25 protein-coding genes are annotated in these 26,156 nt (G+C 72.6%); 5 read left to right on the top strand and 20 right to left on the bottom strand.

The features are described 5' to 3' along the window. Positions 1–6 precede the first annotated feature (6 nt). From HNR19_RS06550 to HNR19_RS06525, 6 genes are read right to left on the bottom strand one after another with little or no spacing between them, the layout of a single operon-like run. On the bottom strand, positions 7–1,026 hold the full coding sequence (locus tag HNR19_RS06550) for a uroporphyrinogen decarboxylase/cobalamine-independent methonine synthase family protein (RefSeq protein WP_179667163.1): 1,020 nt from the start codon (positions 1,024–1,026) through the stop codon (positions 7–9). Further along, entirely contained in the window at positions 1,026–2,171 is a 1,146-nt protein-coding gene (gene mnmA / locus HNR19_RS06545; protein ID WP_343047083.1) for a tRNA 2-thiouridine(34) synthase MnmA, read from the bottom strand. Before mnmA ends, HNR19_RS06550 begins: the two co-directional genes overlap by 1 nt. A 17-nt stretch (positions 2,172–2,188) precedes the next feature. Continuing rightward, positions 2,189–3,373 (bottom strand): cysteine desulfurase family protein, encoded by a 1,185-nt coding sequence (locus HNR19_RS06540; RefSeq protein WP_179667162.1) that lies wholly within the window; start codon positions 3,371–3,373, stop codon positions 2,189–2,191. A 57-nt stretch (positions 3,374–3,430) separates the two neighbouring features. Beyond that, a complete protein-coding gene (locus HNR19_RS06535; RefSeq protein ID WP_179667161.1) occupies positions 3,431–4,258 on the bottom strand; it encodes a carbohydrate ABC transporter permease in 828 nt (275 codons plus the stop codon). Position 4,259: 1 nt separating this feature from the next. Further along, positions 4,260–5,144, bottom strand: a complete 885-nt coding sequence (locus HNR19_RS06530; protein WP_218910167.1) for an ABC transporter permease subunit — start codon at positions 5,142–5,144, stop codon at positions 4,260–4,262. Positions 5,145–5,188: 44 nt separating this feature from the next. Further along, complete coding sequence (locus HNR19_RS06525) at positions 5,189–6,481, bottom strand: ABC transporter substrate-binding protein (protein ID WP_179667160.1); 1,293 nt, start codon at positions 6,479–6,481, stop codon at positions 5,189–5,191. Between the two features lie 160 nt (positions 6,482–6,641). On the opposite strand from HNR19_RS06525, the gene HNR19_RS06520 reads away from it, so the two are divergent. Together HNR19_RS06520 and HNR19_RS06515 are read left to right on the top strand one after the other, a co-directional pair. Further along, a complete protein-coding gene (locus HNR19_RS06520; protein ID WP_179667159.1) occupies positions 6,642–7,646 on the top strand; it encodes a LacI family DNA-binding transcriptional regulator in 1,005 nt (334 codons plus the stop codon). Further along, complete coding sequence (locus HNR19_RS06515; protein WP_179667158.1) at positions 7,643–10,012, top strand: beta-xylosidase/alpha-l-arabinosidase; 2,370 nt, start codon at positions 7,643–7,645, stop codon at positions 10,010–10,012. Before HNR19_RS06520 ends, HNR19_RS06515 begins: the two co-directional genes overlap by 4 nt. A gap of 15 nt (positions 10,013–10,027) precedes the next feature. Here the strand turns inward: HNR19_RS06515 and HNR19_RS06510 are convergent, their stop codons facing one another. From HNR19_RS06510 to HNR19_RS06470, 9 genes are all read right to left on the bottom strand, one after another. Beyond that, positions 10,028–10,951 carry an endonuclease/exonuclease/phosphatase family protein gene (locus HNR19_RS06510; RefSeq protein ID WP_179667157.1) on the bottom strand — a complete coding sequence of 308 codons (924 nt, stop codon included), beginning with the start codon at positions 10,949–10,951 and terminating at the stop codon, positions 10,028–10,030. Positions 10,952–11,004: 53 nt separating this feature from the next. After that, a complete protein-coding gene (locus tag HNR19_RS06505) occupies positions 11,005–11,592 on the bottom strand; it encodes a DUF6801 domain-containing protein (protein ID WP_179667156.1) in 588 nt (195 codons plus the stop codon). Between the two features lie 21 nt (positions 11,593–11,613). Continuing rightward, positions 11,614–12,729, bottom strand: coding sequence for a glutamate 5-kinase (proB, locus tag HNR19_RS06500; protein WP_343047082.1), 1,116 nt, complete (start codon positions 12,727–12,729; stop codon positions 11,614–11,616). Next, positions 12,726–14,327 (bottom strand): GTPase ObgE, encoded by a 1,602-nt coding sequence (obgE, locus tag HNR19_RS06495; RefSeq protein ID WP_179667155.1) that lies wholly within the window; start codon positions 14,325–14,327, stop codon positions 12,726–12,728. Before obgE ends, proB begins: the two co-directional genes overlap by 4 nt. Positions 14,328–14,401: 74 nt before the next feature. Then, positions 14,402–14,662: a 50S ribosomal protein L27 gene (rpmA, locus tag HNR19_RS06490; RefSeq protein WP_179667154.1), complete on the bottom strand. Its 261-nt coding sequence runs from the start codon at positions 14,660–14,662 to the stop codon at positions 14,402–14,404. A gap of 35 nt (positions 14,663–14,697) precedes the next feature. Next, the gene (rplU, locus tag HNR19_RS06485; RefSeq protein ID WP_179667153.1) at positions 14,698–15,000 is read right to left on the bottom strand and encodes a 50S ribosomal protein L21; all 303 of its coding nucleotides are present in this window, start codon (positions 14,998–15,000) and stop codon (positions 14,698–14,700) included. A 177-nt stretch (positions 15,001–15,177) separates the two neighbouring features. After that, positions 15,178–18,246: an Rne/Rng family ribonuclease gene (locus tag HNR19_RS06480; protein WP_179667152.1), complete on the bottom strand. Its 3,069-nt coding sequence runs from the start codon at positions 18,244–18,246 to the stop codon at positions 15,178–15,180. Between the two features lie 336 nt (positions 18,247–18,582). Beyond that, positions 18,583–19,293, bottom strand: coding sequence for a TIGR03936 family radical SAM-associated protein (locus HNR19_RS06475; protein ID WP_343047081.1), 711 nt, complete (start codon positions 19,291–19,293; stop codon positions 18,583–18,585). Between the two features lie 16 nt (positions 19,294–19,309). Further along, positions 19,310–20,491, bottom strand: coding sequence for a winged helix DNA-binding domain-containing protein (locus HNR19_RS06470; protein ID WP_179667151.1), 1,182 nt, complete (start codon positions 20,489–20,491; stop codon positions 19,310–19,312). A 56-nt stretch (positions 20,492–20,547) separates the two neighbouring features. Here HNR19_RS06470 and HNR19_RS06465 point away from each other — a divergent pair, with 56 nt between their 5' ends. After that, on the top strand, positions 20,548–21,237 hold the full coding sequence (locus tag HNR19_RS06465) for a DUF4190 domain-containing protein (RefSeq protein ID WP_179667150.1): 690 nt from the start codon (positions 20,548–20,550) through the stop codon (positions 21,235–21,237). A 9-nt stretch (positions 21,238–21,246) separates the two neighbouring features. After that, positions 21,247–21,822: a hypothetical protein gene (locus tag HNR19_RS06460; protein ID WP_179667149.1), complete on the top strand. Its 576-nt coding sequence runs from the start codon at positions 21,247–21,249 to the stop codon at positions 21,820–21,822. Between the two features lie 48 nt (positions 21,823–21,870). Here HNR19_RS06460 and HNR19_RS06455 read toward each other — a convergent pair whose 3' ends face one another. Then, entirely contained in the window at positions 21,871–22,596 is a 726-nt protein-coding gene (locus HNR19_RS06455) for a calcium-binding protein (RefSeq protein WP_179667148.1), read from the bottom strand. 133 nt (positions 22,597–22,729) lie between these two features. Between HNR19_RS06455 and HNR19_RS06450 the strand changes: the two genes are divergently transcribed. Then, positions 22,730–23,512 carry a hypothetical protein gene (locus tag HNR19_RS06450; RefSeq protein ID WP_179667147.1) on the top strand — a complete coding sequence of 261 codons (783 nt, stop codon included), beginning with the start codon at positions 22,730–22,732 and terminating at the stop codon, positions 23,510–23,512. Between the two features lie 7 nt (positions 23,513–23,519). Here the strand turns inward: HNR19_RS06450 and HNR19_RS06445 are convergent, their stop codons facing one another. The 4 genes from HNR19_RS06445 to HNR19_RS06430 all read right to left on the bottom strand — a co-directional run bounded on the left by HNR19_RS06445 (position 23,520) and on the right by HNR19_RS06430 (position 26,132). Then, positions 23,520–24,221: a hypothetical protein gene (locus HNR19_RS06445; protein ID WP_179667146.1), complete on the bottom strand. Its 702-nt coding sequence runs from the start codon at positions 24,219–24,221 to the stop codon at positions 23,520–23,522. Then, on the bottom strand, positions 24,218–24,388 hold the full coding sequence (locus HNR19_RS22305; RefSeq protein ID WP_218910899.1) for a hypothetical protein: 171 nt from the start codon (positions 24,386–24,388) through the stop codon (positions 24,218–24,220). The genes HNR19_RS06445 and HNR19_RS22305 overlap by 4 nt, the downstream gene beginning before the upstream one ends. Before the next feature lie 707 nt (positions 24,389–25,095). Beyond that, positions 25,096–25,575: a GNAT family N-acetyltransferase gene (locus tag HNR19_RS06435; protein ID WP_179667145.1), complete on the bottom strand. Its 480-nt coding sequence runs from the start codon at positions 25,573–25,575 to the stop codon at positions 25,096–25,098. Beyond that, entirely contained in the window at positions 25,572–26,132 is a 561-nt protein-coding gene (locus HNR19_RS06430) for an AAA family ATPase (RefSeq protein WP_179667144.1), read from the bottom strand. Before HNR19_RS06430 ends, HNR19_RS06435 begins: the two co-directional genes overlap by 4 nt. Between the last annotated feature and the right edge of the window lie 24 nt (positions 26,133–26,156).

Raw genomic sequence — 26,156 nt, 5'->3', positions numbered from 1 at the left:
CATCCTCTACGAGAAGGCGGCCGCGACCGAGCGGCAGGTCTCCAGGGCGCGGCGCGCCCAGCCCTCGCTGGCAGCGGCGAGTCCGCAGGCCGGGGTGATGACCAGGCGGTCCGCGACCTCGCCGGGGTCGAGGCCGAGCATGTCGAGCCAGCGCTGGACGCGCTCGACGTGCTCCTTGTCGCCGGGCGGCACCGGCGGCTCGGTCGTGGGCACGATGCCGAGCCCGACGCGCAGCCCCGCCTCCAGTGACTCCGCCAGCGCGTCGTGCCCGGACGCGTCGAGGAGGCCGAGGTCGACCATCAGCCCCTGCGCGCCCGCGTCGCGCAGCAGCGCGAGCGGGGCTCCCGCGGCGCAGCAGTGGACCCACGGCTCGGCACCGGCGTCACGGACCGCGGCCAGCAGCTCCTCGACGGCCGCGCTCGCCTCGGGCGGGTGGACCGTGCGGTGCTTGCCGAACCCCGAGGCGGTGGGCACCGCCCCCGCCATCACCGCGGGCAGCGCGGGCTCGTCGACCTGCACCACCAGCCGGTCGACGCCGGACAGGCGGCGCCGTACGTCGCGGACGTGGTCGGCGACGCCGAGGGCGAGTGCCTGGGCCAGCTCGCGCCGGGCGCCGTGGTCGGCGAGCAGCTTGTCGCCCCGCGGTCGTTCGACGGTCGCCGCGAGCGTCCATGGCCCCACCACTTGGATCTTGAAGGCGCCGGCGTAGCCCGTGGCCTGCTCCTCCACGGTGTCGAGGTCCTGGGCGAGCAGGCTCCGGGCGCGACGCTGGTCGAGCGCAGGCGCGCCGGAGGTGCCGGTCAGCCGCCAGCCGGCCGGCTGGAGGTCGGCGTCGAGCTCGGTGACCAGTCCGACGGTGCGGCCGACCATCCCGGCGGTCGCGCCGCGTCCGGGCACCTCGGGCAGGAACGGGAGCCCCGGCTCGTGCGCGCCGAGCTCACCCAGCACGACGCTGAGCGCCTCGTCGAAGGCGCGCTGGTCGGTCCCCGGGAAGGAGCCGACCCCGGTGGAGAGCGGGCCCGGCATCAGACGAGCGCGGCTCGGTCGGTGGCGGTGATGGTCGCCGAGCCGACCACGCGAGTGCCGTCGTAGATCACCGCTGCCTGGCCGGGTGCGATGCCCGACGCGGGATCGATCAGGTCGATCTCCATGGTCTCGTGACGGCCGCGGCCGGCCTCCTCGACCACCGAGGAGACCGACACCACTGCCCGGTGCTCGGCGCCGTGGGCGCGCAGCTGCACGGTGACGCCCGGCCCCTCCAGGCGGCTGCCGTCGGGCAGGGCCGCGCCGCACCAGCGGGGGCGGTCGGCGCGGATGCGGGCGACCGCCAGGTGCTCACGCGGGCCCACGGTCACGGTGCCGGACACCGGCTCGATGTCGAGCACGAACCGCGGCTTGCCGTCCGGAGCCGGTCGTCCGAGCCGCAGGCCCCGGCGCTGGCCGATCGTGAACCCGTAGGTGCCGTCGTGCCGGCCGAGCACCTCGCCCGAGGCCTCGTCGACGATGTCGCCGCCGTGGTTGGGGGCGCGGTCGCCCAGCTTCTCCCGGAGCCAACCGGCGTTGTCACCGTCGGCGACGAAGCAGATGTCGTGGCTGTCCGGCTTGTCGGCGACGAGCAGCCCGCGCGCCGCGGCCTCGCGGCGTACGTCGGACTTCGGCGTGTCGCCGAGCGGGAACAGCGAGTGGCGCAGCTGCCGCTCGTCGAGCACGCCGAGCACGTAGGACTGGTCCTTGCCGCGGTCGACCGCGCGGTGCAGCTCGACGCCCTCGGGGCCGCTCTCGAGCCGCGCGTAGTGGCCGGTGACCACGGCGTCGAAGCCGAGCGCGAGCGCGCGGTCGAGGACGGCGGCGAACTTGATCTTCTCGTTGCACCGCAGGCAGGGGTTGGGCGTCTGGCCGGCCGCGTAGGTGTCCATGAAGTCCTCGACCACGTCCTCGTGGAAGCGGTCGGACATGTCCCAGACGTAGAACGGGATCCCGATCACGTCGGCGGCGCGCCGCGCGTCGTTGGCGTCCTCGATCGTGCAGCAGCCGCGGGCACCGGACCGGTAGGACTTCGGGTTGCGCGAGAGCGCGAGGTGGATGCCGGTCACCTCGTGGCCCGCGTCGACCGCGCGAGCGGCGGCGACGGCGGAGTCGACCCCGCCGGACATCGCAGCAACGACCTTCACGACCTACCTCACGTACCTCAGGCGCGCGCGGCCCGCGCGCGCTCCACGCACGGACCGATCGCCTCGGCGAGAGCGGTCACGTCGGACTCGGTGCTGGTGCGGCCGAGGGTGAAGCGCAGCGAGCTGCGCGCCTCGGCCTCGTCGAAACCCATCGCGAGCAGCACGTGGGAGGGCTGCGGCACGCCCGCCGAGCAGGCCGAGCCGGTGGAGCACTCGATCCCGCGGGCGTCGAGCAGCATCAGCAGCGAGTCGCCCTCGCAGCCGGGGAAGCCGAAGTGGGCATTGCCGGGCAGCCGGTCCACGGGGTCGCCGTTGAGCACGGCGTCGGGCACGACCCGGCGCACCTCGCGCACCAGGTGGTCGCGCAGCTCCGCGAGGTGCACGGCGTGGTCGGCCTGCTCCTTGACGGCGACCTCGACCGCGGCGGCGAAGCCCGCGATGGCCGGCACGTCGAGGGTGCCGCTGCGCACGTCTCGCTCCTGACCGCCGCCGTGCAGGAGCGCGGTGAGGTCGATCTCGCGGCGTACGACGAGTGCGCCCACGCCGCGCGGTCCGCCGACCTTGTGCCCGGAGATCGAGAGCGCGTCGACGCCGGCGGCGGCGAAGTCGACCGACACCGCGCCGAGCGCCTGCACCGCGTCGGAGTGCACCGGGATGCCGTGGGCGGCGGCGATCTCCGCCACCCGGGCCACCGGCTGCGTCGTACCGACCTCGTTGTTGGCCCACATCACCGAGACCAGGCCGACCGAGGCGGGATCGCGCTCGATGGCGGCCGCGAGCGCATCGACGTCGAGCCGGCCGAGCCGGTCGACGGGCAGCAGCTCGAGCTCGGCCTGCTCGTGGTCGCTCAACCAGACCAGCGGGTCGAGCACCGCGTGGTGCTCGACGGACGTCGCGAGCACCCGCCGGCGCGCCGGGTCGGCGTCGCGGCGTGCCCAGTAGAGGCCCTTGAGCGCGAGGTTGTCGGACTCGGTGCCCCCGGACGTGAACACCACCTCGCCGGGCCGGCAGCCGAGAGCGCCGGCGATGGTCTCGCGCGCCTCCTCGACGACCCGGCGGGCGCGCCGACCGGATGCGTGGAGCGAGCTCGGGTTGCCCAGGTCGCCGAGGTGCGCCGTCATCGCCTCGATCGCCGCGGGCACCATCGGGGTGGTCGCGGCGTGGTCGAGGTAGACGGTGGGCACCGTCGGTGCAGCGTTCATCGCGTCTATAGCGTACGGCGCCGACATCCCCGGTCCGAAAGGGAGCCGTCGTGCGTGCTACTTGCCGAAGCCGGCGGTGAGGCCCGAGAGAAGGAACCGGCGGCCCACGAGGTAGACCGCGAAGATCGGCAGCATCGACAGCGCGATCGCCGCCAGCATCCCCGGGACGTTGGTGCCGTACTGGGTCTGGAACTCCGCCAGCCCGAGCGTCAGCGTGCGGTTCTCGGGGCTGTCGATGAGGACCAGGGGGAAGATGTAGCCGTTCCACGCCTGGAGGGCGACGAAGACGGAGACCACCATGATCGGCGGCTTGGCGAGCGGCAGCACCAGCGTGAGCAGCGTCCGCAGGGCCGAGGCCCCGTCGAGCGCCTGCGCCTCGTAGAGCTCGCCGGGGATGTCGCGCAGGCCGTTCACCAGGATCAGCAGCGACATCGGCAGCGCGAACGCCGCGGTCGGCAGGATCACGGCGTAGATCGAGTCGTGCAGCCCGATCTCGCTCATGATCAGGTAGACGGGCACGATCACGGCCTGGGCCGGGATGACCAGGCCCACCAGCATCAGCGTGAACGCGCGGCCGCTGAACCGCGACTTGCTGCGCACGACGGCGTACGCCGCCGGCACCGTGAGCATCAGCACGACCAGGACCGTGCCGAGCGTCACGATCACGTTGTTGACGAAGTAGGTCGGGAAGTTGCCCTCGAACACCTCGCGGTAGTTCTCGAGCGTCAGCGAGTCCGGGAGCCCGAGCGGGTGGCCGTCGCGGAAGTTCGCACGGGTGCGGAGGCTCGCCACGACCAGGAAGTACAGCGGCAGCGCGACGACCGCCAGCCAGGCGAGCGCGCCGAGGAACCCCAGGACGTTGGGCCGGGCACGGGTGGTGGCCATCTCAGAGTCCCTCCTGCTGGCTCTCCATGGACCGGAACCCGGTCACCTTGACCATCGCGAGCGAGAGCAGCGCGCCGAGCAGGACCAGGACCACGGCGATGGTGCTCGCGTAGCCGGCCTCGAAGCCGCGGAAGCCGGTGATGTACATGTGCAGCGGCAGGATCCGGGAGGCCTGGCCCGGTCCCCCGTCGGTCAGCAGCAGCACGGTGTCGAACGTCGTCAGCGAGCCGACGATCATCAGCACCGTCGAGGTGATGACCGTGTAGCGCAGCTGCGGGAGGGTGATCCGGAAGAACTGCTGGATCCTCCCCGCCCCGTCGAGGGTCGCCGCTTCGTAGAGCACGCCCGGGATGGTGCGGGCGGCGCTCTGGTAGAGCAGCGTGTGGAACGGGATGTACTGCCAGGAGACCGCGAACACCACCGTGTAGAGCACGATGTCGGGGTTGCCGAGGAAGTCGAGGTCGCCGATGACGGGCAGCGTGGCGGTCCAGCCGGCGTGGACGTCGAACGAGCGCCTCCAGAGGAGGGCGATCGCGGCCGTCGACATCAGGAGCGGCAGGAAGAACAGCGAGCTGAGCACCGCCCGGTTCTTCTGCGGGCCGGCGGACCAGACCCCGATGAGGAGCGCGATCGGGGTCTGGACCGCCCAGCAGATGCCGCCGATGAGGAACGTCCGCCACAGCGCGTCCCAGGCGTTGGTGTCCTCCCTGAGGCGCTCCCAGTTGTCCGCCCCGGTCCACTGCGGCTCGAACAACGGGTCGTAGTTGGTGAAGCTCAGGTAGAACACCAACCCCAGCGGCAGTACGGCGAAGAGCGCGAAGAACATCACCAGCGGTGCGGCGTACCACCCCGAGGGGCGGACCTCCCGGGACCTGCTCGTCTTCACCCGCTCCAACCTAGGTGGGGACGGTGCCTCCGTGGTGGTGAGGCTCAACTGCCCGCCATCGTGTCGACGAAGCCCTCGGGCGTCTGGTCGCCGAGGAACAGAGCGGTGAGCTGCTCGAGCATGAGCGTGGCCTCGTCCGCCGGCAGGTCCTGGTCCCAGGAGAGCTGGAAGCTCGCCGAGTTGAGCACCAGGTCGTAGAGCCACGTGGCGTGGTCGGCGTTGTCGGTCTCGGCCAGCTTGTCCTCGATGCCGACGACCACCGGCACGTCACCGATCTCGATGAGCTCGTCGACCCACTCGTCGGACGCCATCTGCTCGACGAGGTAGTCCTCCGCCGCCTCGGGGTTGCCCGACGCCTCGGTGACCGAGTAGAGGTTCGCCGGGTTGCCGACCAGGTTGCTCGGGTCGCCCGCGCCGCCCTCGATCGCCGGGAACGGTACGTAGCCGAGGTCGCCGGCCTCGACGAACTCCGGGCTCTCGCCGAGCTGGTTGGTGTACTCCCAGGTGCCCATCAGGTGCATCGCGGCGTCGCCGCTGGCGAGGATCGAGGAGGCGCCGCCCTCGTCATAGCCGACCGAGGCGAACTCGTCGCCGAACCCGCCCGCGTCGATCAGCTCCTCCAGCATCGTGAGCGCCTCGAGCACCTCCGGCTGCTCCCACGCGCCCTCCTCGCCGTCGCGGATCGCCTGGAACACCTCGGGACCGGCCTGCCGGTCGAGGATGTACTCGATCCACATCAGCTCGGTCCACGCCTGCGAGCCGGCCAGCGCGATCGGGGTCACGCCTTCGTCCTGGAACGTCTCCACGAGCGCCATCAGGTCGTCCCAGGTCTGCGGCGGCTCGACGCCGGCGTCCTCGAAGACGGCCTTGTTGTAGTAGAGGACGACGGGCTGCGTGCCCCGAGCGGGGACGCCGTAGTACTTGCCGTCGATGTTGCCCACCTCGAGCACGCTCGGGATGAACTTCTCCTTGAACTCCGGGTTCTCCTCGAACACCGCGGTCAGGTCGCGGACGCTGCCCGCGTCGACGTACTGCTTCAGGTTGCCGCCGCCCCAGTTGAAGAAGATGTCCGGCGCGCTGTCGGACCCGAGGGCCGTGCGCAGCCGCTCCTTGTAGGGGTCGTTGGCGTAGACCTGGAGCTCGGCCTCGACGTCGGAGCCCTCGTTGAAGCGCTCGATCGACGCGGTCTGGACCTCGTTGACGACGCCGTCCTCGAGCGCCCAGATGCGGATGCTGCTCGCGTCACCGGCGCCGCCGTCGTCACCGCACGCCGCGAGGGAGGTGAGCAGGCCGACGCCGATGGCCGCCGCCGTCAGCCGGGTTCGTGTGTTTCGCATCTTCGACACTTCCACTTCTTGTGAGGGGGTCGCGGGTCCGATATGTTTCGCAACCACCGGTGTGATGCGAGTTACTATGGTGCGCAAAATCCGCGCCTGTCAACGGCATCTACGGGCAGATGAGCACCGAAAACTTTCGAGATCCAGGAGGGTCCCCGGAATGGCCTCTCGCGCCGAGAGCCCCGCCACGCTGGCCCGTATCGCGGCCGAGGCGGGAGTGTCCCTGCCGACCGTCTCGAAGGTCGTCAACGGGCGGTCCGACGTCTCGCCGGCCACCCGCAAGCGGGTCCAGGAGCTGCTCGACCGCTACGAGTACCTGCCGGTCCGGCAGCGCAGCCGCCGCCACGACGCGCTCACCGCCGACCTGGTCTTCACCCACCTCGACAGCCCGTGGGCGGTCGAGATCATGCGCGGCGTGATGGAGTCCGGCCTCGACGTCGTGGTGTCCACGATGAAGGACCCGGGCGGTACGCCGTGGTCGGACCGCGTGGCGCGCGCCGGGCGCGGCGGGGCGATCCTGGTGACCAGCCACCTGACCGCCCACGACCGCAAGATCCTCGCCCGCGCCCACCTCCCCCTCGTGCAGATCGACCCGGTCGACCTGCCGTCCCCCGACATGCCCAGCGTCGGCGCCACCAACTGGGCCGGTGGGCTCTCGGCCACCCGGCACCTGATCTCGCTCGGCCACCGCCGGATCGGCATGGTCGGCGGGCCCGAGGACTTCCTGTGCAGCCGGGCCCGCATCGACGGCTACCGCGCGGCGCTCGACGGTGCCGAGATCCCGCACGACCCGACGCTGGTGCGGCACGGCGACTTCCACCACGAGGGCGGCTACCAACAGGCGCTCGAGCTCCTCGAGCGGGAGGATCGCCCCACCGCGATCTTCGCCGGGAGCGACGAGCAGGCGATGGGTGCGATCGAGGCCGCCCGCACGCTCGGGCTCTCCGTGCCCGGCGACGTCAGCATCGTCGGGTTCGACGACCTGCCGGTTGCGCGCTGGGCGTCGCCCCCGCTCACCACCGTCCGCCAGCCGCTGTCCGACATGGGCCGCGAGGCGGGCCGGATGCTGGCCCAGCTGATCCGGGAGGAGTCGCTCGACAACCATCGCGTCGAGCTCGCCACCAGCCTCGTCGTCCGCTCGTCGACCGCGGCGCCCCGCGCATGACCGCCTCGACCGGCACCGTCGCGCCGCGCTGGCGCGACCCCGCCGTACCGCTCCCGGAGCGGGTGGCCGCCCTCGTCGCCGACATGACGCTGGAGGAGAAGCTCGCGCAGCTGGTGGGGGTCTGGGTCGGCATCGAGGAGGGCGAGGACGTCGCCCCCGCCCAGCACGACTTCGCCGAGCCGTTGCCGCCGTGGGACGAGCTGACCCGGCCGGGCCTCGGCCAGCTCACGCGGGTCTTCGGTACGGCGCCGGTGGAGCCGGTCGCGGGCGCCCGCGCGCTGGCGCGCACCCAGGCCGCACTCGTCGCCGGCTCCCGGCTCGGGATCCCCGCCATCGCGCACGAGGAGTCGCTCACCGGGTTCACCGCCTGGCAGGCGACCATCTTCCCGACCCCGCTGGCGTGGGGGGCCGCCTTCGACCCCGAGCTCGTCGGCGAGATCGCCCACGACATCGGTCTCCTCATGCGGTCGGTGGGGATCCACCAGGCGCTCTCCCCCGTCCTCGACGTCAGCCGCGACTCCCGGTGGGGCCGCACCGAGGAGACGATCGGCGAGGACCCCTACCTGGTCGGCACCATCGCCGCCGCCTACACGCGTGGCCTGGAGGCGGCCGGGATCGTAGCGACGCTCAAGCACTTCGCCGGCTACTCGCTCTCCCGCGCCGGCCGCAACCACGCGCCGGTGTCCATCGGCCCCCGCGAGCTCGCCGACGTAGTGCTGCCGCCGTTCGAGATGGGGCTGCGCGAGGGCGGTGCCCGGTCGGTCATGCAGTCCTACTCCGACATCGACGGCGTCCCGCCCGCCGCCGACCCCGCGCTGCTGACCGGGCTGCTGCGGGAGCAGTGGGGCTTCGACGGGGTCGTCGTGTCCGACTACTTCGGCATCTCGTTCCTGGAGACCATGCATGCCGTCGCCGGCAGCCCCGGCGAGGCCGCCGTGCTCGCTCTCCGGGCGGGCGTCGACGTCGAGCTGCCGACCCTGCGCTGCTACGCCGAGCCGCTCGCCGAGCAGGTGCGCGCCCGACCCGAGCTGGAGGCGCTGGTCGACCGTGCTGTCGAGCGGGTGCTCCGCCAGAAGGGCGAGCTCGGCCTGCTCGACGAGGGCTGGGACCCGACCCCCGAGGTGCTGCGGGACAGGGAGCCGGGCGACGACGTCGACGTCGACTTCGACCCACCCGCCCAGCAGGTACGCGCGCGGCAGCTGGCCGAGCGCTCGGTCGTGCTGCTGCACAACCCCGACGGCGCGCTGCCGCTGCGTGCGCCGTCGTCGGTGGCGGTGGTCGGGCCGTGCGCCGACGAGGTGCGGGCGCTCATGGGCTGCTACGCGTTCCCCAACCACGTGCTCCTCCACCACCCGGGCGTGCCGCTCGGCCTGGAGTTCCCGACCCTGCTCGCCGCCCTCCGCGACGAGCTGCCGGGCTCCACGCTGACGGTCGAGCCGGGGTGCCCGGTGTCGGAGGCCGACGAGTCCGGCATCGCTGCGGCGGTCGCTGCTGCGAAGACTGCCGAGCGCTGCATCGCGGTCGTCGGCGACGTCGCCGGCCTCTTCGGCCGCGGCACGTCGGGCGAGGGCTGCGACGCCGAGACCCTCGCCCTCCCGGGCAGCCAGCAGGCGCTGCTCGACGCGCTCCTCGACGCCGGCGTCCGCCCGGTCGTGGTCGTCCTCTCGGGCCGGCCCTACAGCCTCGGTCGCGCGGCCGACGAGGCCGCCGCCGTGGTGCAGGCGTTCTTCGCGGGCCAGGGCGGCGCGGCCGCCGTGGCAGGCGTGCTCAGCGGCCGGGTGAACCCCTCGGGCAGGCTGCCGGTGCAGGTGCCGCGCGGCCCGGGAGGCCAGCCGGCGTCGTACCTCTCCCCGATCCTGGCGGGCCCCACCGAGATCAGCTCGGTCGACCCGTCTCCCCGCTGGCCGTTCGGGCACGGACTGTCGTACACGTCCTTCGAGTACGACGACCTGCGCGTCGACGACCAGCCGGCCGCCGGCGTACGCGAGGTGCCGACCGACGGCGCGGTGCGCGTCGCATGCACCGTGCGCAACACCGGCGACCGGTCGGGCGCGGAGGTCGTCCAGCTCTACCTGCACGACCCGGTGGCCTCCGTGGCGCGCCCGGTGCGGCAGCTGCTCGGCTACGCAAGGGTCGAGCTCGCCGCCGCGGCTGCGGCCCGGGTGGCGTTCGACGTCCACCTCGACCGCACCTCGTTCACAGGCCCCGACCTGCGGCGCATCGTCGAGCCCGGCCGGCTCGAGCTCCAGCTGGCGTCGTCGAGCCGCGAGGTGCGGCTGACCGCCCTTCTCGACGTCGTCGGCGAGATCCGCGAGGTCGGCCACGACCGGGTACTGACCACGCCGGTCACGGTGGAGCCGCTGTAGTCGGCCTCGGGCCGGTCAGTCGCGCTCGGCGACCTCAGCGACCAGGGCCAGGTGGTCCGCGCCGTCGATCTCGGTCGTCTCGGTGCTGAGCGCGGTCAGCCGCTCCCCCACGAGGACGTGGTCGATCGCGACGCTCGTGGGGATCGGGATGCCGCGGAACCCTCCCACCGGCCAGGTGGGCTGCCACCCGGCGCCGACCAGCTCCGCGGCGTCGCGCAGCCCGGTGTCGAGGATCGCCCGGAACGGCGCGTGGTCGTGGCCCGAGTTGAAGTCACCCACCACCAGGTCGGGGTCCTCGGCCTCGATCACCTCCCGGAGCAGCTCCTGCTCCGCACCCCACTCGTCGTGCAGCGGGTACGCCGGGTGCACAGCGATCGTGCGGAGGCCGGCGGTGCTGAGCACCCACGAGTCCGTGCCGGTGGCGATCGGAGCGACGTCGGTGATCGGCGTCCGCGAGAAGACCATGGTGCCGGTCGCGCCGGGCTTCGGCTCGCCGGCGCGATGCGGCAGCAGGTCGCCGATCCCGCCTTCCTCCAGCCGCGCCAGCGCCTCGGCGGTGATCTCCTGGACGAAGAGCAGGTCGACGTCGCGGTCCACCACCTCGCCGAGCACGTCCTCGGTGTCGGCCTGACCCAGCAGGATGTTGGTGGACATCACCGTGAGCCGCGGGGCGCCGTCGGCGGCCGGCGGGGCCGAGCCGACCAGCGAGGGCGCGAGCCACCACAGGTGCAGCGCGAGGCCCGTCACCAGCACGAGGCAAGCCGCAGCCACCGGCCTCCGGCGCGGCCCGACCGTCGCACGCCGTCCCAGCAGGGCCCCGAGGATCGCGAGCGCCGCGACGTACAGCGGGACGCCCCACGGCGCGAACGCCTGGGCGATCGCCAAGTTCTCGTCGCTGCTCCCGATCAGGCGGGCGACGGTCAGAGCGACCGCGGGCAAGGCGAGGAGCGCGGCGACGACGCCCAGCGCCGGCCGGAGGAGCGTTCGCGGGTTCAGCGGACGACGCGGAGCGAGGCGATCTTGGCGGGCGCGCCGGACGCCAGAGCGCACGACATCGTGAAGTCGAGGTCCCCGACGATCGGAACACCGTGGGCGGTCCCGTCGGCGGTGAACGCCTTCGGGACGAGCACGCTGTAGAGACCGGCTCGCCTGAACGTGTGGCCGGAAGCGGTCCCCGTGCCGATGAGCGTCATATCGCCTTCGGCGGGGACCGCCGTCTCGGGTACGACCAGATCGTTGATCGGCTTGACGATCGCCTTCGTACCGCGCTTCTTCAGGCGATAGGTCGCGTCATCGCTGGTGCCCTCGATCGAGTCGACGTCGTTCTCGCGCAGGGTGTCGACGAGGTCCGACGGGACGACGATCGTGACCTCGATCGGGCGCGCGCGAAGTCGCTCCCCGGCCTGCACTCGCTTCGGCAGGCCCACCGAGACGACACCCGCGGCAGTGCCGCCGCCGTAGGCCGACGTGCATGAGTAGGAGGTCTCGTGGTCGTAGTCGACTCCGTGGGCCGGAGGGCCGCCTGCTGCCACGAAGACCGTGGCGAGCAGGGCGAGGACAAGGATCCGCAGGCGCGTCATGCGCGAGATCCTAGGTGGACTTCACAGCAGGACGAGGTCGTCCCGGTGGATGACCTCGCGCTCGTAGGCCGCGCCGAGCTCCTTCTTGAGCTCCTTCGACGAGCGGCCGAGCAGCGCCGGCAGCTCGCCGGCGTCGAAGTTCACCAGGCCCCGGCCCACCGCGACACCGTCGGGCGCGAGCAGGTCGATCGGGTCGCCGGCGGTGAACTCGCCCTTCACGCCGGTGATCCCGGCGGCGAGCAGCGAGGCGCGCCGGTCCACGACGGCGCGTACGGCGCCCGCGTCGAGCGTGACGGCTCCCTTGGACTCCGTCGCGTGACGCAGCCACAGCAGCCGGGTCGGCCGACGCTTGCCGGTGGCGTGGAAGAGCGTCCCGACGGCCTCGCCGGCGAGCGCGGTCGCCGCGTTGGCGGCGGACGTCAGCACGACCGGGATGCCGGACTCGGTGGCGATCGACGCGGCCTCGATCTTGGTGACCATGCCGCCGGTGCCGACGCCGGCCGATCCCGCGGAGCCGATGGAGATGCCGGCGAGGTCCGCCTCGCCGCGCACGTCGCTGACGAGCCTCGCGCCGGCACGGGAGGGCGGTCCGTCGTACAGGCCGTCGACGTCGGACAGCAGGAGCAGCAGGTCGGCGTGCACCAGGTGGGCCACCAGCGCGGCGAGCCTGTCGTTGTCGCCGAAGCGGATCTCGGTGGTGGCGACGGTGTCGTTCTCGTTGACGATCGGCAGCACGCCGAGCTCGAGCAGCTTGGTCACCGTCTGGTGGGCGTTGCGGTAGTGCGAGCGGCGGGTGACGTCGTCGAGCGTCAGGAGGACCTGGCCCGCGACCAGCCCGTGTCGCGCGAGCTCCTCGGTGTAGCGGTGCACGAGCAGGCCCTGGCCCACCGACGCCGCCGCCTGCTGGGCGGCGAGGCCGCGCGGCCGCCGCTTCAGCCCGAGCGGCGCCAGGCCGGCCGCGATCGCTCCGGAGGAGACGAGCACGACCTCGGCGCCGCGCTCCCGGGTCTCCGCGAGCACGTCGACGAGTGCGCTCACGCGGGCGGGATCGATGCCGCCTGCGGCGGTCGTCAGCGAGGACGACCCGACCTTGACGACGACCCGGCGCGCGCCGGTCACGACGTCCCGGCTGGTCACCCCCGGTCCTCCGCGCCGTCGTTCGCGCCGTCCTCCGTGTCCGCTGCCGCCTCCGGGTCGTTCTCGAGCCACGCGTCCTCGTCGGACACGACGTCCGGGTCGTCCTCGGAGCCGATCTCGTACGACTGCGGACCGTACTCGTCGGGCCGGTCGATCCGGCGTGCCACGTCGGCGCGGGTCTCGGTCTCGCTCCGCTCGGGCAGCGCCTCCTGGATCTGCCGACGCCGCTGGGCAGCGGGCCGGTCCTCCTGGAAGCGGAAGTCCTCACCACGACGGGCCAGGTTCTCGGCACCGGCGTCGATGCCGGGCTTGAAGTCGAACACCACGGAGTCGTCGGGGTCGCCGATGAGCACCGCGTCACCCTCCTCAGCCCCGAGCTCGAGCAGGCGGGTCTCGACACCGAGCCGGTTGAGGCGGTCGGCGAGGAAGCCGACGGCCTCGTCGTTGCTGAAGTCGGTCTGCCGCACCCAGCGCTCGGGCTTGGTGCCACGCACCCGCCAGCCGGCGCCGGTCTTGGTCACGGTGAACTCCGGGCCGCCGACGGCCTTGGGCCGGAGCACGATCCGCTCCTCGACCTCGGTCTCCTTCTCGGCGCGGGCGGCCTTCACGATCTCCGCCATCGCGAACGTCAGCTCGCGGGTGCCCTCGCCGGACGCGGCGGAGATCTCGAAGACCCGCAGGCCGCGCTCGCGCAGCTCGTCGACGACCATCGCACCGATCTCACGCCCGTCGGGCACGTCGACCTTGTTGAGGGCCACCAGCCGCGGCCGGTCGTCGAGGCCGCCGTAGCGGTGCAGCTCGTTCTCGATCGTGTCGAGGTCGTCGACCGGGTTGCGCCCCGGCTCGAGGGTCGCGGTGTCGAGCACGTGCACGATCGCCGCGCACCGCTCGATGTGCCGCAGGAAGTCGTGGCCGAGGCCGCGACCCTCGGCCGCGCCCTCGATGAGGCCGGGTACGTCGGCGACGGTGAACGTGACGTCGCCGGCGGTGACCATGCCGAGGTTGGGCACGAGCGTCGTGAACGGGTAGTCGGCGATCTTGGGCCGGGCCCGCGAGATCGACGCGATCAGGCTCGACTTGCCGGCGCTCGGGAAGCCGACCAGGCCGATGTCGGCGACGACCTTGAGCTCGAGCACGATCTCGAGCTCCTCGCCGGGCTCGCCGAGCAGCGCGAAGCCGGGAGCCTTGCGGCTCTTCGACGCCAGCGCCGCGTTGCCGAGGCCCCCGCGCCCGCCCTGCGCGACGACCAGCTCCGCTCCGGGCCCGACCAGGTCGGCGAGGACCTCGCCACCGGGCACGCTGACCACGGTCCCGGACGGGACGGGCAGCACGAGGTCGGCGCCGTGGGCGCCGTTCTTGTGGTCGCCGGCGCCGTGGCCGCCGGACTCCGCCTTGCGCTTGGGGCTGTGGTGGTAGTCGACGAGCGTGGTGACGTCGGGATCGACCCGAAGGATCACCGATCCGCCGGGACCACCGTTGCCGCCGTCGGGGCCGCCGAGCGGCTTGAACTTCTCCCGGTGCACCGACGCGACGCCGTTGCCTCCGCTGCCCGCTGCGACGTGCAGCTGGACGCGGTCGACGAACGTGGGAACAGCCATGGGTTCAGTCTTTCAGGAGAAATGGAAGAAGGGCGTCCCAGAGGGACGCCCTTCCACGAGTCGCTGGGGGAACGTCAGTTGACGTCGCCCGGGACGATGTTGACGACCTTGCGGCCGCGCTTCTTGCCGAACTCGACCGCACCGGGGATCAGCGCGAACAGGGTGTCGTCGCCGCCACGGCCGACGCCGGAACCCGGGTGGAAGTGGGTGCCACGCTGGCGGACGATGATCTCGCCGGCGTTGACGACCTGGCCGCCGTACCGCTTGACGCCGAGCCGCTGGGCGTTGGAGTCGCGGCCGTTCTTGGTGCTAGCTGCACCCTTCTTGTGTGCCATCTGTTCAGTCCTTCAGGTGGAGTGAGCCGCGAGACTCAGAGCGTGATGTCGGTGACCTTGACCTGGGTGTACTTCTGGCGGTGACCCTGGCGCTTCTTGTAACCGGTCTTGTTCTTGTACTTCTGGATGACGATCTTCGGGCCCTTGGTCGCGCCGAGGACCTCGACCGTCACGCCCGCCTTGTCCAGACCGGTCGTGGTGACCTTGTCGCCGTCGACGGTCATGACCACGGGCAGGGTCAAGGTGTCGCCGACCGCCGTGGAGACCTTGTCGATCTCGATGACGTCGCCGACAGCGACCTTCTGCTGCTTCGCGCCTGCGCGCACGATCGCGTACACCGCGGTCTCCTCCGTCTGGTTTCCTTGAGCTTTGGTCTGCGGCACACGACGGTCCGACTCCCGTGAGGGACCCGGACCACGATGCCAGGCAGAAAGGCGCACCGGAGCGCACCGACGTTCAATAGTACGGGCGGGCGCCACCGACAGCAATTCGGCGGCGCCCCGTCCGGGCGCCGATCAGCGCTTGCGGGCGCCCTTCTTCTTGATGGGCACGTGCTCGACGTGAGGCTCCTCGCCCTGGTCCGCCGCGGGTACGGCGTCCGCCGGCTCCTGCGGCGGCTCCGGAGCCGCGTCGGTCGCGCTCTCGGCGGCCGGCGCGGGCGGTCCGGCAGGGCGGCTCGCCGCCCGGCGCCGGGTCCGGGTGACGACGGTCGGCGGGGCGGGCGGGGCCGGCTCCGGGGTCGGCTCGGGCTCCGGGGTCGGCTCGGGCTCGGGCGTCGGCTCGGGCTCGGGAGTCGGCACGGGCTCGGGCGTCGGCACCGGGTCGGGCTCCGGGGTCGGCGGGATGACGCCGGCCTCGGCACCTGCCTCGGCGCCGGCCTCGGGCTTGACGTCCGGCACCTCGGTCTCGGCCTCGACGCTCTCGACCACGTCGGCGACGACCGGCTCGACCTGGCCCTCGGCGCCCTCCTCCTCGGCGGCGGGCGGCTTCGCCATCGCGGCGACGTCCTTCGGCGAGGGGACGGCCTTCGACGCGGCCGGCGCGCCCTGCGAGCCGTTGTCGCCGTCGGACTGGCCCTTGCCCCGACGCCGGCGCGAGCGCCGGGCGTCGTCGTCGTTGCCACTGCCGCCACCGCGCGGTGCGACGGGCAGGTCGTGGACGATCAGGCCCCGGCCCTGGCAGTGCGAGCAGTTCTCGCTGAACGCCTCGAGCAGGCCGGTCCCGATGCGCTTGCGCGTCATCTGGACCAGGCCGAGCGAGGTGACCTCGGCGACCTGGTGACGGGTGCGGTCGCGACCCAGGCACTCGACGAGGCGCCGCAGCACCAGGTCGCGGTTGGACTCGAGCACCATGTCGATGAAGTCGACGACGATGATGCCGCCGATGTCGCGCAGCCGGAGCTGGCGCACGATCTCCTCGGCCGCCTCGAGGTTGTTCTTGGTGACGGTCTCCTCGAGGTTGCCGCCGGAGCCGGTGAACTTGCCGGTGTTGACGTCGACCACCGTCATCGCCTCGGTGCGGTCGATGATCAGCGACCCGCCGGACGGCAGCCAGACCTTGCGGTCGAGGCCCTTGGCGATCTGCTCGTCGACGCGGTAGGCGCCGAACACGTCGGCCCCGCCCTCGGTGTCGAACTTCTCGAGCCGGTCGGCCAGGTCGGGGGCGACCTGCCCGACGTACTCGCTCACGGTGTCCCAGACCTCGTCGCCCTGGATGACGAGCTTGCTGAAGTCCTCGGTGAAGAGGTCGCGGACCACCTTGAGGGTGAGGTCGGGCTCGCCGTAGAGCAGCTGCGGCGCGTTGCCCTTGGCGACCTTCTTCTCGATGTCCTCCCAGCGGGCCTTGAGCCGCTCGACGTCGCGGGTGAGCTCCTCCTCGGAGGCGCCCTCGGCCGCGGTGCGCACGATGACGCCCGCCGACTCGGGGACGATCTCCTTGAGCAGCGACTTCAGGCGGGCCCGCTCGGTGTCGGGCAGCTTGCGGGAGATGCCGCTGGTGGTGCCGTCGGGCACGTAGACGAGGAAGCGTCCGGCCAGGCTGACCTGGCTGGTGAGCCGGGCGCCCTTGTGGCCGATCGGGTCCTTGGTGACCTGCACGAGGATCGGCTGGCCCGACTGGAGCACCGACTCGATCTTGCGCGGGGTGCCCTCCTTGTGGCCCAGCGCCGACCAGTTGACCTCGCCGGCGTAGAGAACGGCGTTGCGGCCCTTGCCGATGTCGACGAACGCGGCCTCCATCGAGGGCAGCACGTTCTGCACGCGGCCGAGGTAGACGTTGCCGATCAGCGACGTCTGCGACTCGCGGGCGACGTAGTGCTCCACGAGCACCTTGTCCTCGAGGACGCCGATCTGGGTGAGGTCCTTGCGCTGCCGGACGACCATCACCCGGTCGACGGACTCGCGGCGGGCGAGGAACTCGGCCTCGCTGACGATGGGCGCGCGGCGCCGGCCGGCCTCGCGGCCCTCGCGGCGGCGCTGCTTCTTGGCCTCGAGCCGCGTCGAGCCGGACACGGCCGTGATCTCGTCCTCGGGCGAGCGCGCCTTGCGCACCCGGGTGACGGTGTTGGGGTCGTCGCCGCCGGAGTCACCGGCCTCGCCCTCGCGACGACGGCGGCGGCGCCGGCGGGACGAGGAGGAGCCGCCCTGGCCCTGCCCGTCGCCGTCGCGCGGATCGCCGTCGGCCTTCTCGTCGTCGGCAGGTACGGCGTCCGCGTCCTCCGCATCACCCTGCTCGCCGTCGGAGCCCTCGTCGTCGGCGTCGTCGCCGTTGTCGGCCCCGCCGTTGCCCGAGCCCGGCTTCCGGCGACGGCGGCCGCCGCGGCGCCGACGGCGCCGGCCGGAGGACGAGCCCCCTCCCTCGCCGCCCTCGCCGGACTCCTCGCCCTGGTCGCCGTCGGCCTGATCGGGCTGGTCGCCCTCGGCCTCGTCGCTGTCCGCGGCGTCGCCCTTGGCCTGCTTCGGCTTCTGGCCGGCCGACTTCTTCTGGCCGCCGGACTTGGGCTTCGGCTTCTCGCCCTGGGTCTCGCCGTCGGACTTCTCCTCGGACTTCTCGCCCTGGACCTTCTCGTCCTCGCCTGCTGCGGCCTTGGCAGCCGCGGCCTTCGGCTTGGACGCCGCCTTCTTCTTCGGCGCGACCTTCTCCGGTGCCTGGAAGAGCGGCAGCGTGCCGCTCGGGGTGGACTCCGCCTCGGTCGCCGCCTCGGTCGGGCTGTCGGTCGGCGTGTCGGTGTCCGACTCGGGAGCCGCCGCCTTCTTGGCAGCCGTCTTCTTGGCCGGCGCGCGCTTGCGGGTCGCCTTCTTGGCCGGGGCCGCGACGGGCGCGGCGGGCGTCTCGACGCCCTCAACGGAGGCAACCGCCTGCGCGGTCTCGTCGGCAGCCGCGGCGTCGGTGGGCTCGGCGGCTGGCGCGGCCTTCTTCTTGGCCGGGGCCTTCTTGGCCGCCGTCTTCTTCGCGGTGGTCTTCTTCGACGCCGCCTTCTTCTTCGGCGCCGGCGCTTCGGCGGTGGGCTGCGCCTCGGGCGCCGGGGAGCCGGTCTCGGGGACGTCGGTCTCGTTGTTGGTGTCGACGGTGCGGTCGTCAGCCATGTGCTGCTCCTCCACCGGAGCGGATGCGCCGGTGTGTCAATGCCGTGCGCGTGGGGAGCACCCGCCCGCAGCGGCTAAGCCTTCGGTGGCACGACACCCTCCGCAATGCGTCACCAGAGGGCGTCCCTCACCTGCCGCGGTCGCTCGGTTGCGTCGCGTCGGGTGGTGGATCACTCTCCGTTGTGCCGGTCCGTCAGTCTCCTGCGGGCCGGCGAGAACGTCGTCGGATCGATCGGCGCGATCTGGTGAGTTCGCGGCCGTGTCGACCTGTGGCGAGTATCGCACAACCGGGTGGAGCGGCCAGCATCCTGCCGGATCCAGCGCGCCCGGCACCGGTCAGGCCAGCGGATCGCCGACCTCGGCCGTCGCCTCGTCGAGCGGCCCCTGGGCGAGCCTGGTGAGCAGAGGGTGGGCCGGCACGTCGAGGCCCGTCACCGACCGGATCCCGCCGAGGACGTCGTCGGGCCGGACGGCCGGCACGGTGTGCCGCAGCACCAGGTCCAGGCTCACCGGGTCGGCGGCCGCCGTACCGAGTCGGACCACGGCCGCCCGGCAGTCGAACGTCCGCATTCCCTTCTTCGTCATCCGCTCGACCTCGACGGACTCGGTGGCGAGGAACGCGTCCACCGCCGCGGCGACGTCGCCCGCGGCGAGGTCGGGCAGGGCGATCTCCCACTCGCTGGCCTGCAACAGGTCGGCGATCGAGCCGCCGGGCGACTCGGCGACAGCGGCGACGTCGAGCCCGTCGGGCAGGGCCGCGTCGAGCTCGCGCCCGACCTCGTCGGGATCGCGTACCTCGGCCAGGCCGAGCTCCAGGTACTCGGCCTCGCTCGCGGCGCCCGTGGGCGACGCCCCGGCGTAGGAGATCCGCGGGTGCGGGTGGAAACCGGAGGAGTAGGCCATCGGCACTGCCGCCCGCACGACGGCGCGCTCGACCGCGCGGCTCACGTCGCGGTGGCTGCTGAAGCGCATCCGGCCGCGCTTGGTGTAGCGGACCCGGAGCCGCTGGACCGGCGGGGCTTGCTGCTCGGGCTGCTGACGACTCACGAGCGTTGATCGTAGGTCAGGGCAGGCGGGCGGACTTCATCTGCGGCGAGGCGTAGACGTTGGTGATGCGCACGCCGTCGAGCCAGGCGGTCAGCCGCTCCGCCTCCGCGGCGAGCGCCCGGCGACCGGCGGCGCCGACGTCGTCGCGCAGCACGGTGTGGACGACGCCGGCGTCGTCCTGGACCCAGCACCCGACGACGCGACCGTCCCACCACGCGGTGTTGCCGGCGTTGCCGTTGGTGTCGAACAGGTACGGCGTGTGTGCGGGGTCGAGGTAGAACCCGCGCTCGCGCCAGCCCATGACCGTGGGGTCGAGCGTCGGGAGGAGCGCCGCCCACGGCTCCACGGGGTCGACCGGGTCGACGTCGTCGGGCAGCACCCACCCCTGGCCGCCACCGTCGAGCCCGACCGCCACCGCGCCGACGTCGGCGAGCGCGCGGCGGACGATGGTCTTGGTCGCCCCCAGCCACCAGACGATGTCGGCCTCGGTGCCCGGCCCGAACGTGCGGAGCCAACGCCGCACCAGCTCGGCGTAGCCGGCGTCGGCGGCCCACGGCTCGTCGAATGTGCCGAGCCAGCGCTCGGTGGAGGTCCACGTCGGCCTGTTGAGCCGCCAGTGGCCGGCGTTGGTCGCCCGGACGACCCGTCCCCGTGCGCCCAGGGTGCCGATCACCCAGCGGCCGATCGGGAACTCGCCGCCCCACTTCTTGTCAACGGTGCCCATGACGAAGCGGCCGTCGAGGACGGGCACCTGAGCTCGCAGCTCGGCGGTGGAGCGCGGGACACCGTCGGCGAGGCACGCGAGGGTCGCCGCGTACGCCTCCGCCGCCCAGGCCTCGGGGTCGTCGGCGAACCCTCCGGCGGTCACGAACTTGATCACCTGCTGGTGCTGCTGGGCGGCGACGCGAGCCGCGGCACTCCCCCACGCCGCGGGCAGCAGGTCGCGGGGGAACACGAAGAGGGTGCGGCGCATCGCGAGCTGCTTCACGAGCGTGCGGTCGTCGTACAGCGCGGCGTCGACGTCGGCCACGGTCACCCCGGGCACCCGCGCCCACAGCGCCAGGTGGACGGTGGCCGCCTCGGTGGCGTGCAGCACGGTCATCGCGGTCGTGGCGGACAGCACGTCGGGGTGGCCGCCGACGAGGCCCGCCCGCCGGGCCAGGCGCGCCCGGCGCTCGTCGTCGTCGATGTGCCGCATGGGTTCATCCTGAAGGAGGCCGCCGACACGCGCCCGCAGGGTCTAGAGTGCGCGCCGTGAGCAATCCCTACGGCCCTCCGGGCGGCGACCAGAACCCCTACGGCCAGCAGCAGCCGCAGTACGGCGCGCCGCAGTACGGCGCCCCCGGCGGCGGTCAGTACGGCGCCCCCGGTGGCGGTCAGGCGTTCGGCTCGGAGCCGACCAAGACCGACGGCCTGTCCATCGCGGCGTTCGTCTCCAGCCTGGTGTGCTGCAGCCCGGTCGCGATCGTGCTGGGGTTCATCGGCCTCTCTCGCACCAAGAACGGGCAGCGCAAGGGTCGCTGGGCGGCCGTGCTCGGCCTGGTCCTCGGCATCATCGGCCTTCTCGCCGGCGCCGCCGTCATCGTCTTCGTCGTCATCCTCGGCAACACCCTGGTCACGCCCGGCAACGCCGAGGTCGGCCAGTGCGTCAACATCGACGAGGAGGACAACACGGTCACGATGACCAAGAAGGAGTGCACGGAGGAGCACGACGGCGAGATCGTCGCGACCACCACGGTCGACGACGACAACCGCGCCGACATCACCGAGCAGATGTCTCTCTTCTGCCAGACGCTGATCGACGAGGAGGACATGGCGACGCTCAACGAGCACCCGGACCTCGAGTACAACGCGGTCCTCGAGGACCCGGACAACGTCGAGAACGGCGACCACCTCGTCTGCTACGTCGAGAGCGAAGAGAAGCTCACCGAGCCGCTCCTCTAGCCACCCGCCATGAACACCCCGTACGGCGACGGCGGCGGCTTCACGCCGTACGAGCCGGCGGGGACGGCCGTCAGCGAGGAACCAGCGCCGGCCGTGCCGACCCGGCACACGGGACGGGCGGTCGCGATCATCATCGGGATCGCGATCGCCGTCGCGGGCATCGGCACGGGCGCCGTCATCGCGTTCGTCGCCGTGGTCGGCTCGGACGGTGACGGCGGCAGCGAGGAGCTCTTCGCCAACGACCTGGAGGCCGGTCAGTGCCTCATCGGCGCGGGACTCGACCTGACGAACGACGACCCGGTCTCCGACATGGAGGTCGTCGACTGCGCCACCTCGCACGACGCCGAGGTGCTCGCGGCCAACGTGCTCGATCGCGAGGAGGCGGCGTCGTACGACATGGACCGCGAGGGCCAGGCCGACGAGTACTGCCGCGACTTCTTCAGTCCCGAGCAGAAGGCGTTGCTGCGCCAGGACGCCTACGGGCTGCTCGCGCTCACCGAGCTCGCCGAGCCGGAGACCGGCGACAAGGTCGCCTGCCTGCTCGTCGACGCGGACGGCGATCCGCTGCGCGGATCGCACGGCTGATCCCACCGCCAGCGTCGGGCACCTGGCCGGTCCCGCTCCTCGGTGCGGTCACACCCAGTCGTCGGCGTCGCAGTCGCGCTCGACCTCGGCGACGCACACGTCGAACTCGTCACCGCCGCCGTCGGCGACGTCCCGGTCGTGCCCGCCGGCGAGGTCGTCATGGCCCGCTCCACCCAGGAGCACGTCGCGGCCCGCGCCACCGTGCGCCGTGTCCTGGCCGGGACCGCCGAAGACCTTGTCCTTCCCGCCCCCGCCCGCGAGGCCCGCGTCGCCGCCCGGCCCGCCGATGAGCACGTCGGCGCCGTCGCCACCGTCGAAGATGTGGCTCCCGTCCTGCCCCTTCATGAGGTCCGCACCCGGGCCGCCGAACACGCCCCATCGGGTGCCCCAGGTGTCCATGTGCTGCGTGCCGCGGAAGCGGATCAGGTCGTCACCGGCACCTCCGCGGATGAAGATGTAGGTCATCCCCGGGAGCGGCTCGTCGTACCCGATCTTGTCGTGGCCCGTCCCGGCGTCGACCCGGCGCGAGCCACAGACGAGGTCGTCGCCCGCGCCGGCGCGCACGATCGTCCGGACCGTCGTGGCGACGATGACGTCGTCACCGGGAGTGCCCTCGAGCTCGCCGTCACCGACGATCGTCGGCTCCTGGCCGAAGCAGCGCGCTGTCCCCTCCTGCCGGACGGCACTGGCATGGCCGTCCGGGGTCGCGGCGAGCGGGCCGCCGGCGGCGAGCAGGGCGACGATGACGCTGGCGGTTGAAAGGGCGCGTGGCATGGGATCCTCCGAGAGGTGGTCGGTCGTGTCCGTCGACGAGTGGACGCACGGACCCACCCGCGGGTTGCTCGGAGCCGGTCTGGTCTACGGTACGTCGCAGCGCCGCTCCGGCCCCCGGCGCCGAGGAGCATCAGTGAGCGACCTGACCCCGCCCGGACCGCCCCAGGACGGCCCGCCCCCGCCACCCCCTCCGCCGCCGGGTCCTCCGCCTCAGAACCCCTTCGCCTCGGCGCCGCCGCCACCCAGCGGCAGCACCGCCGGCGACACCGCGCTCGGCTGGACCGCCTTCGGGCTCGCGGTCGTGTGCTGCATCCCCGTGCTGCCGCTCGTGGCCGCGGTGCTCGCCGTCGTGACGCTCGTGCGCGGGCGGTTCCAGCCGCGGTGGCTCGCGGTGCTGACGCTGGTCCTCGGGCTCGCAGGCACCGTCGGCCAGGTCTTCCTCCTCACCAACGACGACTTCTGGGAGGGCATCCAGGACGGCATCAACGACTCCCTCGAGGAGGAGGCGGAGGACGCCCGCGAGTCGGGCGAGCCGACCCAGATCGCTCCCCTCAAGCTGCGGGAGCACGACTGCTTCAACGACCCGAACATGCGCACGGCCGGCGACGAGGTGATCTACTCCGACACCGTCACGCTGCTGCCGTGCAAGGACGAGCACGACCTCGAGGTCTACGCGACCTTCCAGATCCCCGGTGAGGACTATCCGGGGAAGGCCGCCGTGGACCGGGCCGTCCAGCGGTGCTTCCCCGCGTTCCGCGAGTTCGTGGGCACGTCCTACGCATCGTCGGAGCTCGAGATCTTCTACTACTTCCCGACCTCACGGTCGTGGAAGCTGCTCGGCGACAAGGCCATCACGTGCAGCGTGGGGCACCCGAAGCACCGGGTCCGGGGCAGCCTGGAGGGATCGAAGCGCTGATCGGCCGTCAGCGCTGGGGGACGATGGCCGTCCGGCCCTCCCACGAGCCGTGCTCCGAGAGCGGGCGGAACCGGTAGGTGGCGAACTCGTGGTGGAAGTCGCGGCGCCGCCGTTCGGCCATCGCAGCGGCGTGCCGCTCGGGCTCTGCGACCGCTGATCGACCGCGCACCATCTCCTCCATCTCGCGCACGGTCCGCCAGACCGAGAACGTCGAGATGGTCCGAGGCGGCCGGAAGCCGGCGAGCGCGAGCGTGGTGCCCGGATGGTCGCGCACGAGGCGTTCCACGGGTTTGCCCCACCTGAGGAACCGCGGCACCTCGGGGATCCGCATCCGCGCCACGGTGACGGCGACGACCGGCTCGTCCGGCTCCCAGGCGCCGGCGCGCACCGGCAGGTCGGGCAGCGCCGCAAGGGTCGACCACCGCCGGAGGTACTCCAGCCGAACGTGCCACCCCGCAGCGAGGTGACGACCGAGCGGGTCGTCGGCCAGGAAGCGGTCGACGGCGCCCTCGTCCTGCCACTGCGCGAACATCGCGAGCCGGCGCAGCTGGACCCGGTCCGGCGACACGGTGGGCGCCCCGAGCCGCATGAGCGCGAGGCTCTCCGCGTGGTCGAGGCCCGGGACGCTCGTCGCGGCCGGCGGACGGGACAGCGCGCGCACGCCGACGGCGGCCGGGACCTGGGCCAGGTGGAAGGTGTGGACGGTCACGTCGCTCGCTCCAGCTTGTAGTGCAGCCGCATCGCCCAGGTGGAGCGGAAGCGGATCTCGTGGTCGGTGCGTACGACGCCGGCGCCGTCGACGTACACCCTGAACGTCTCGTGGAGCGGCGCGCGCGACGCGTAGTCGGTGCCGTCCGGTCCGTCGCGGACGACCACGTACGCGCCGTCCGTTCCGAACCACCGGGCGGCGACTCCAGGACGAGCCCGCCGTCGTCGGTGATCGAGGGCCGGAGGAAGACCTGGACGTTGCCCGACTCGAGGGGGAACGCGACGTGCACGCTCGGCCGGTCGGCACCGGGCAGGCGGCGTGCCGAGTAGCTGCCACTGAACACGTGCCGGCCGCTGCTGCGCAGCCTCCGGAGCCACGCGGCCGCCGCCTGTGTGCCCTCGCGGTCCCGGATCAGCGTGATCTCGCTGCCCATGCCGTGCGCGACGTCGAGAGGTCGCATCGGCAGGGCGAGCTGCTCCACCCTCCTGCCGTACAGGCGCGCGACGAGCTCGCCCGCGGGCCAGAACACCGGCGACCAGCCGGTCCACACCTCCATCTGCCAGGCGGCCGTGTGCTCGTAGAAGTCGCGGATCTCCGGACGCAGCCGGGCCGAGTCGAAGCCCGGACCGTCGAGCACGGCCATCGTGGGGAGCAGCCCCGCGGCCGGGCTCCCGTGCTCCAGCCACCCACCCAGCCGCTGGGCCTCGGCCTCCAGCCACGCGTCGCCCACCGTCGCCGTCCGGCTGGTCGGCGCGGCGAGCCACGACTCGTCGCCCTCCAGATCGACCTGGCGACCGGTGACCCGCCAGAGCTTCCGCGAGGCGAGGTCGAGCAAGTGGCTCACGGGCGTGGATTCTGGCACGTCCGCTGTCGGTCAGGGATGCGGTGACGGGCGGACCATCAGGTCGGCGGCCGGCCGGAACCCGAGACGTCCGTAGAACGGGACCGACCGCTCGCTAGGCGCGAGCACGATCCGCGCGAAGCGGTTGCTGTCGGCGTGCTCGACGCACGCAGCGACGAGCTGCGCCCCGATGCCGGCGTTGCGCTGCTCGGCTCGCACGTAGACGTTCGCGACGTACCCCCAGCTGCCCGGCCGGTCGACGGCTCCACCCTGTCCCGGCCACGGCATCCGCTCGAACACGAGCATGTTCAGCATGCCGACCGGCTGCTCGCCGGCGACGGCGAGCCAGGTGATCCGCTGATCGCGCTCCCGGTCGGCCCAGGCTGCGAACCGCTCCTCGAACCCCGGGTCGTCGACCGGCCCGCCGTGGTTCTCCTCGGTCCAGGCCCGCCGTAGGTCGGCGATGAGCAGGTCATCGGCAGGCGCCGCGCGGCGTACGTCGATGCTCGTCACCGGATGATCCTGCCAGCGGCAGCTTCCTCGACCGCGGCGACCACCCGTCCATACGTGACGTCGATGTCGCCGTCCGCGTCCACGTGGATCGCATCCGGCGCACTGGCACTGACCAGTCGCCGCTCCCAGTCCTCGATCGCCGACCCGCCACCGTCCCGGTCGACGACGCCGCGGATCACCGCGTGCAGCGGGTCCGACAGCGACCGACCGTAGAAGCGCTCACCAGCCAGACCCGGGCGAGCGCGAAGCACGAGGTGCACGTAGGAGTGCCCTGCATCGACGGCAGCGGCGCGAAACCTCTCCCGCTCGTCGTCGCGCGCCAGCATCTGAGGAAGTACGACGTCGCGGCCTTCGTCGAGGTGAGCGCCAATCATCGCCAGCGCCACCGGGCGGATGAGCCCGCCCGTTGCCACGAAGTCCTCCCGCCAGCCCCCGATGAAGCACCGGAGCCTGTCAACGTCGCAGTTCAGGACCCCGGGATGCTCGGCGGCGTAGCGCTCGGCGATCGTGCTCTTGCCGACTCCGGGGGCGCCGTTGAGATGGATGAGCGTCGCCACGCAGCCAAGGTAGCGAGTCGCGAC

Origin of the sequence: Nocardioides thalensis (assembly GCF_013410655.1) — a bacterium.
GTDB lineage: Bacteria > Actinomycetota > Actinomycetes > Propionibacteriales > Nocardioidaceae > Nocardioides > Nocardioides thalensis.
The sequence above is the reverse complement of the archived record's forward strand: the minus strand, read 5'-3'. Positions and strand labels throughout refer to the sequence as shown.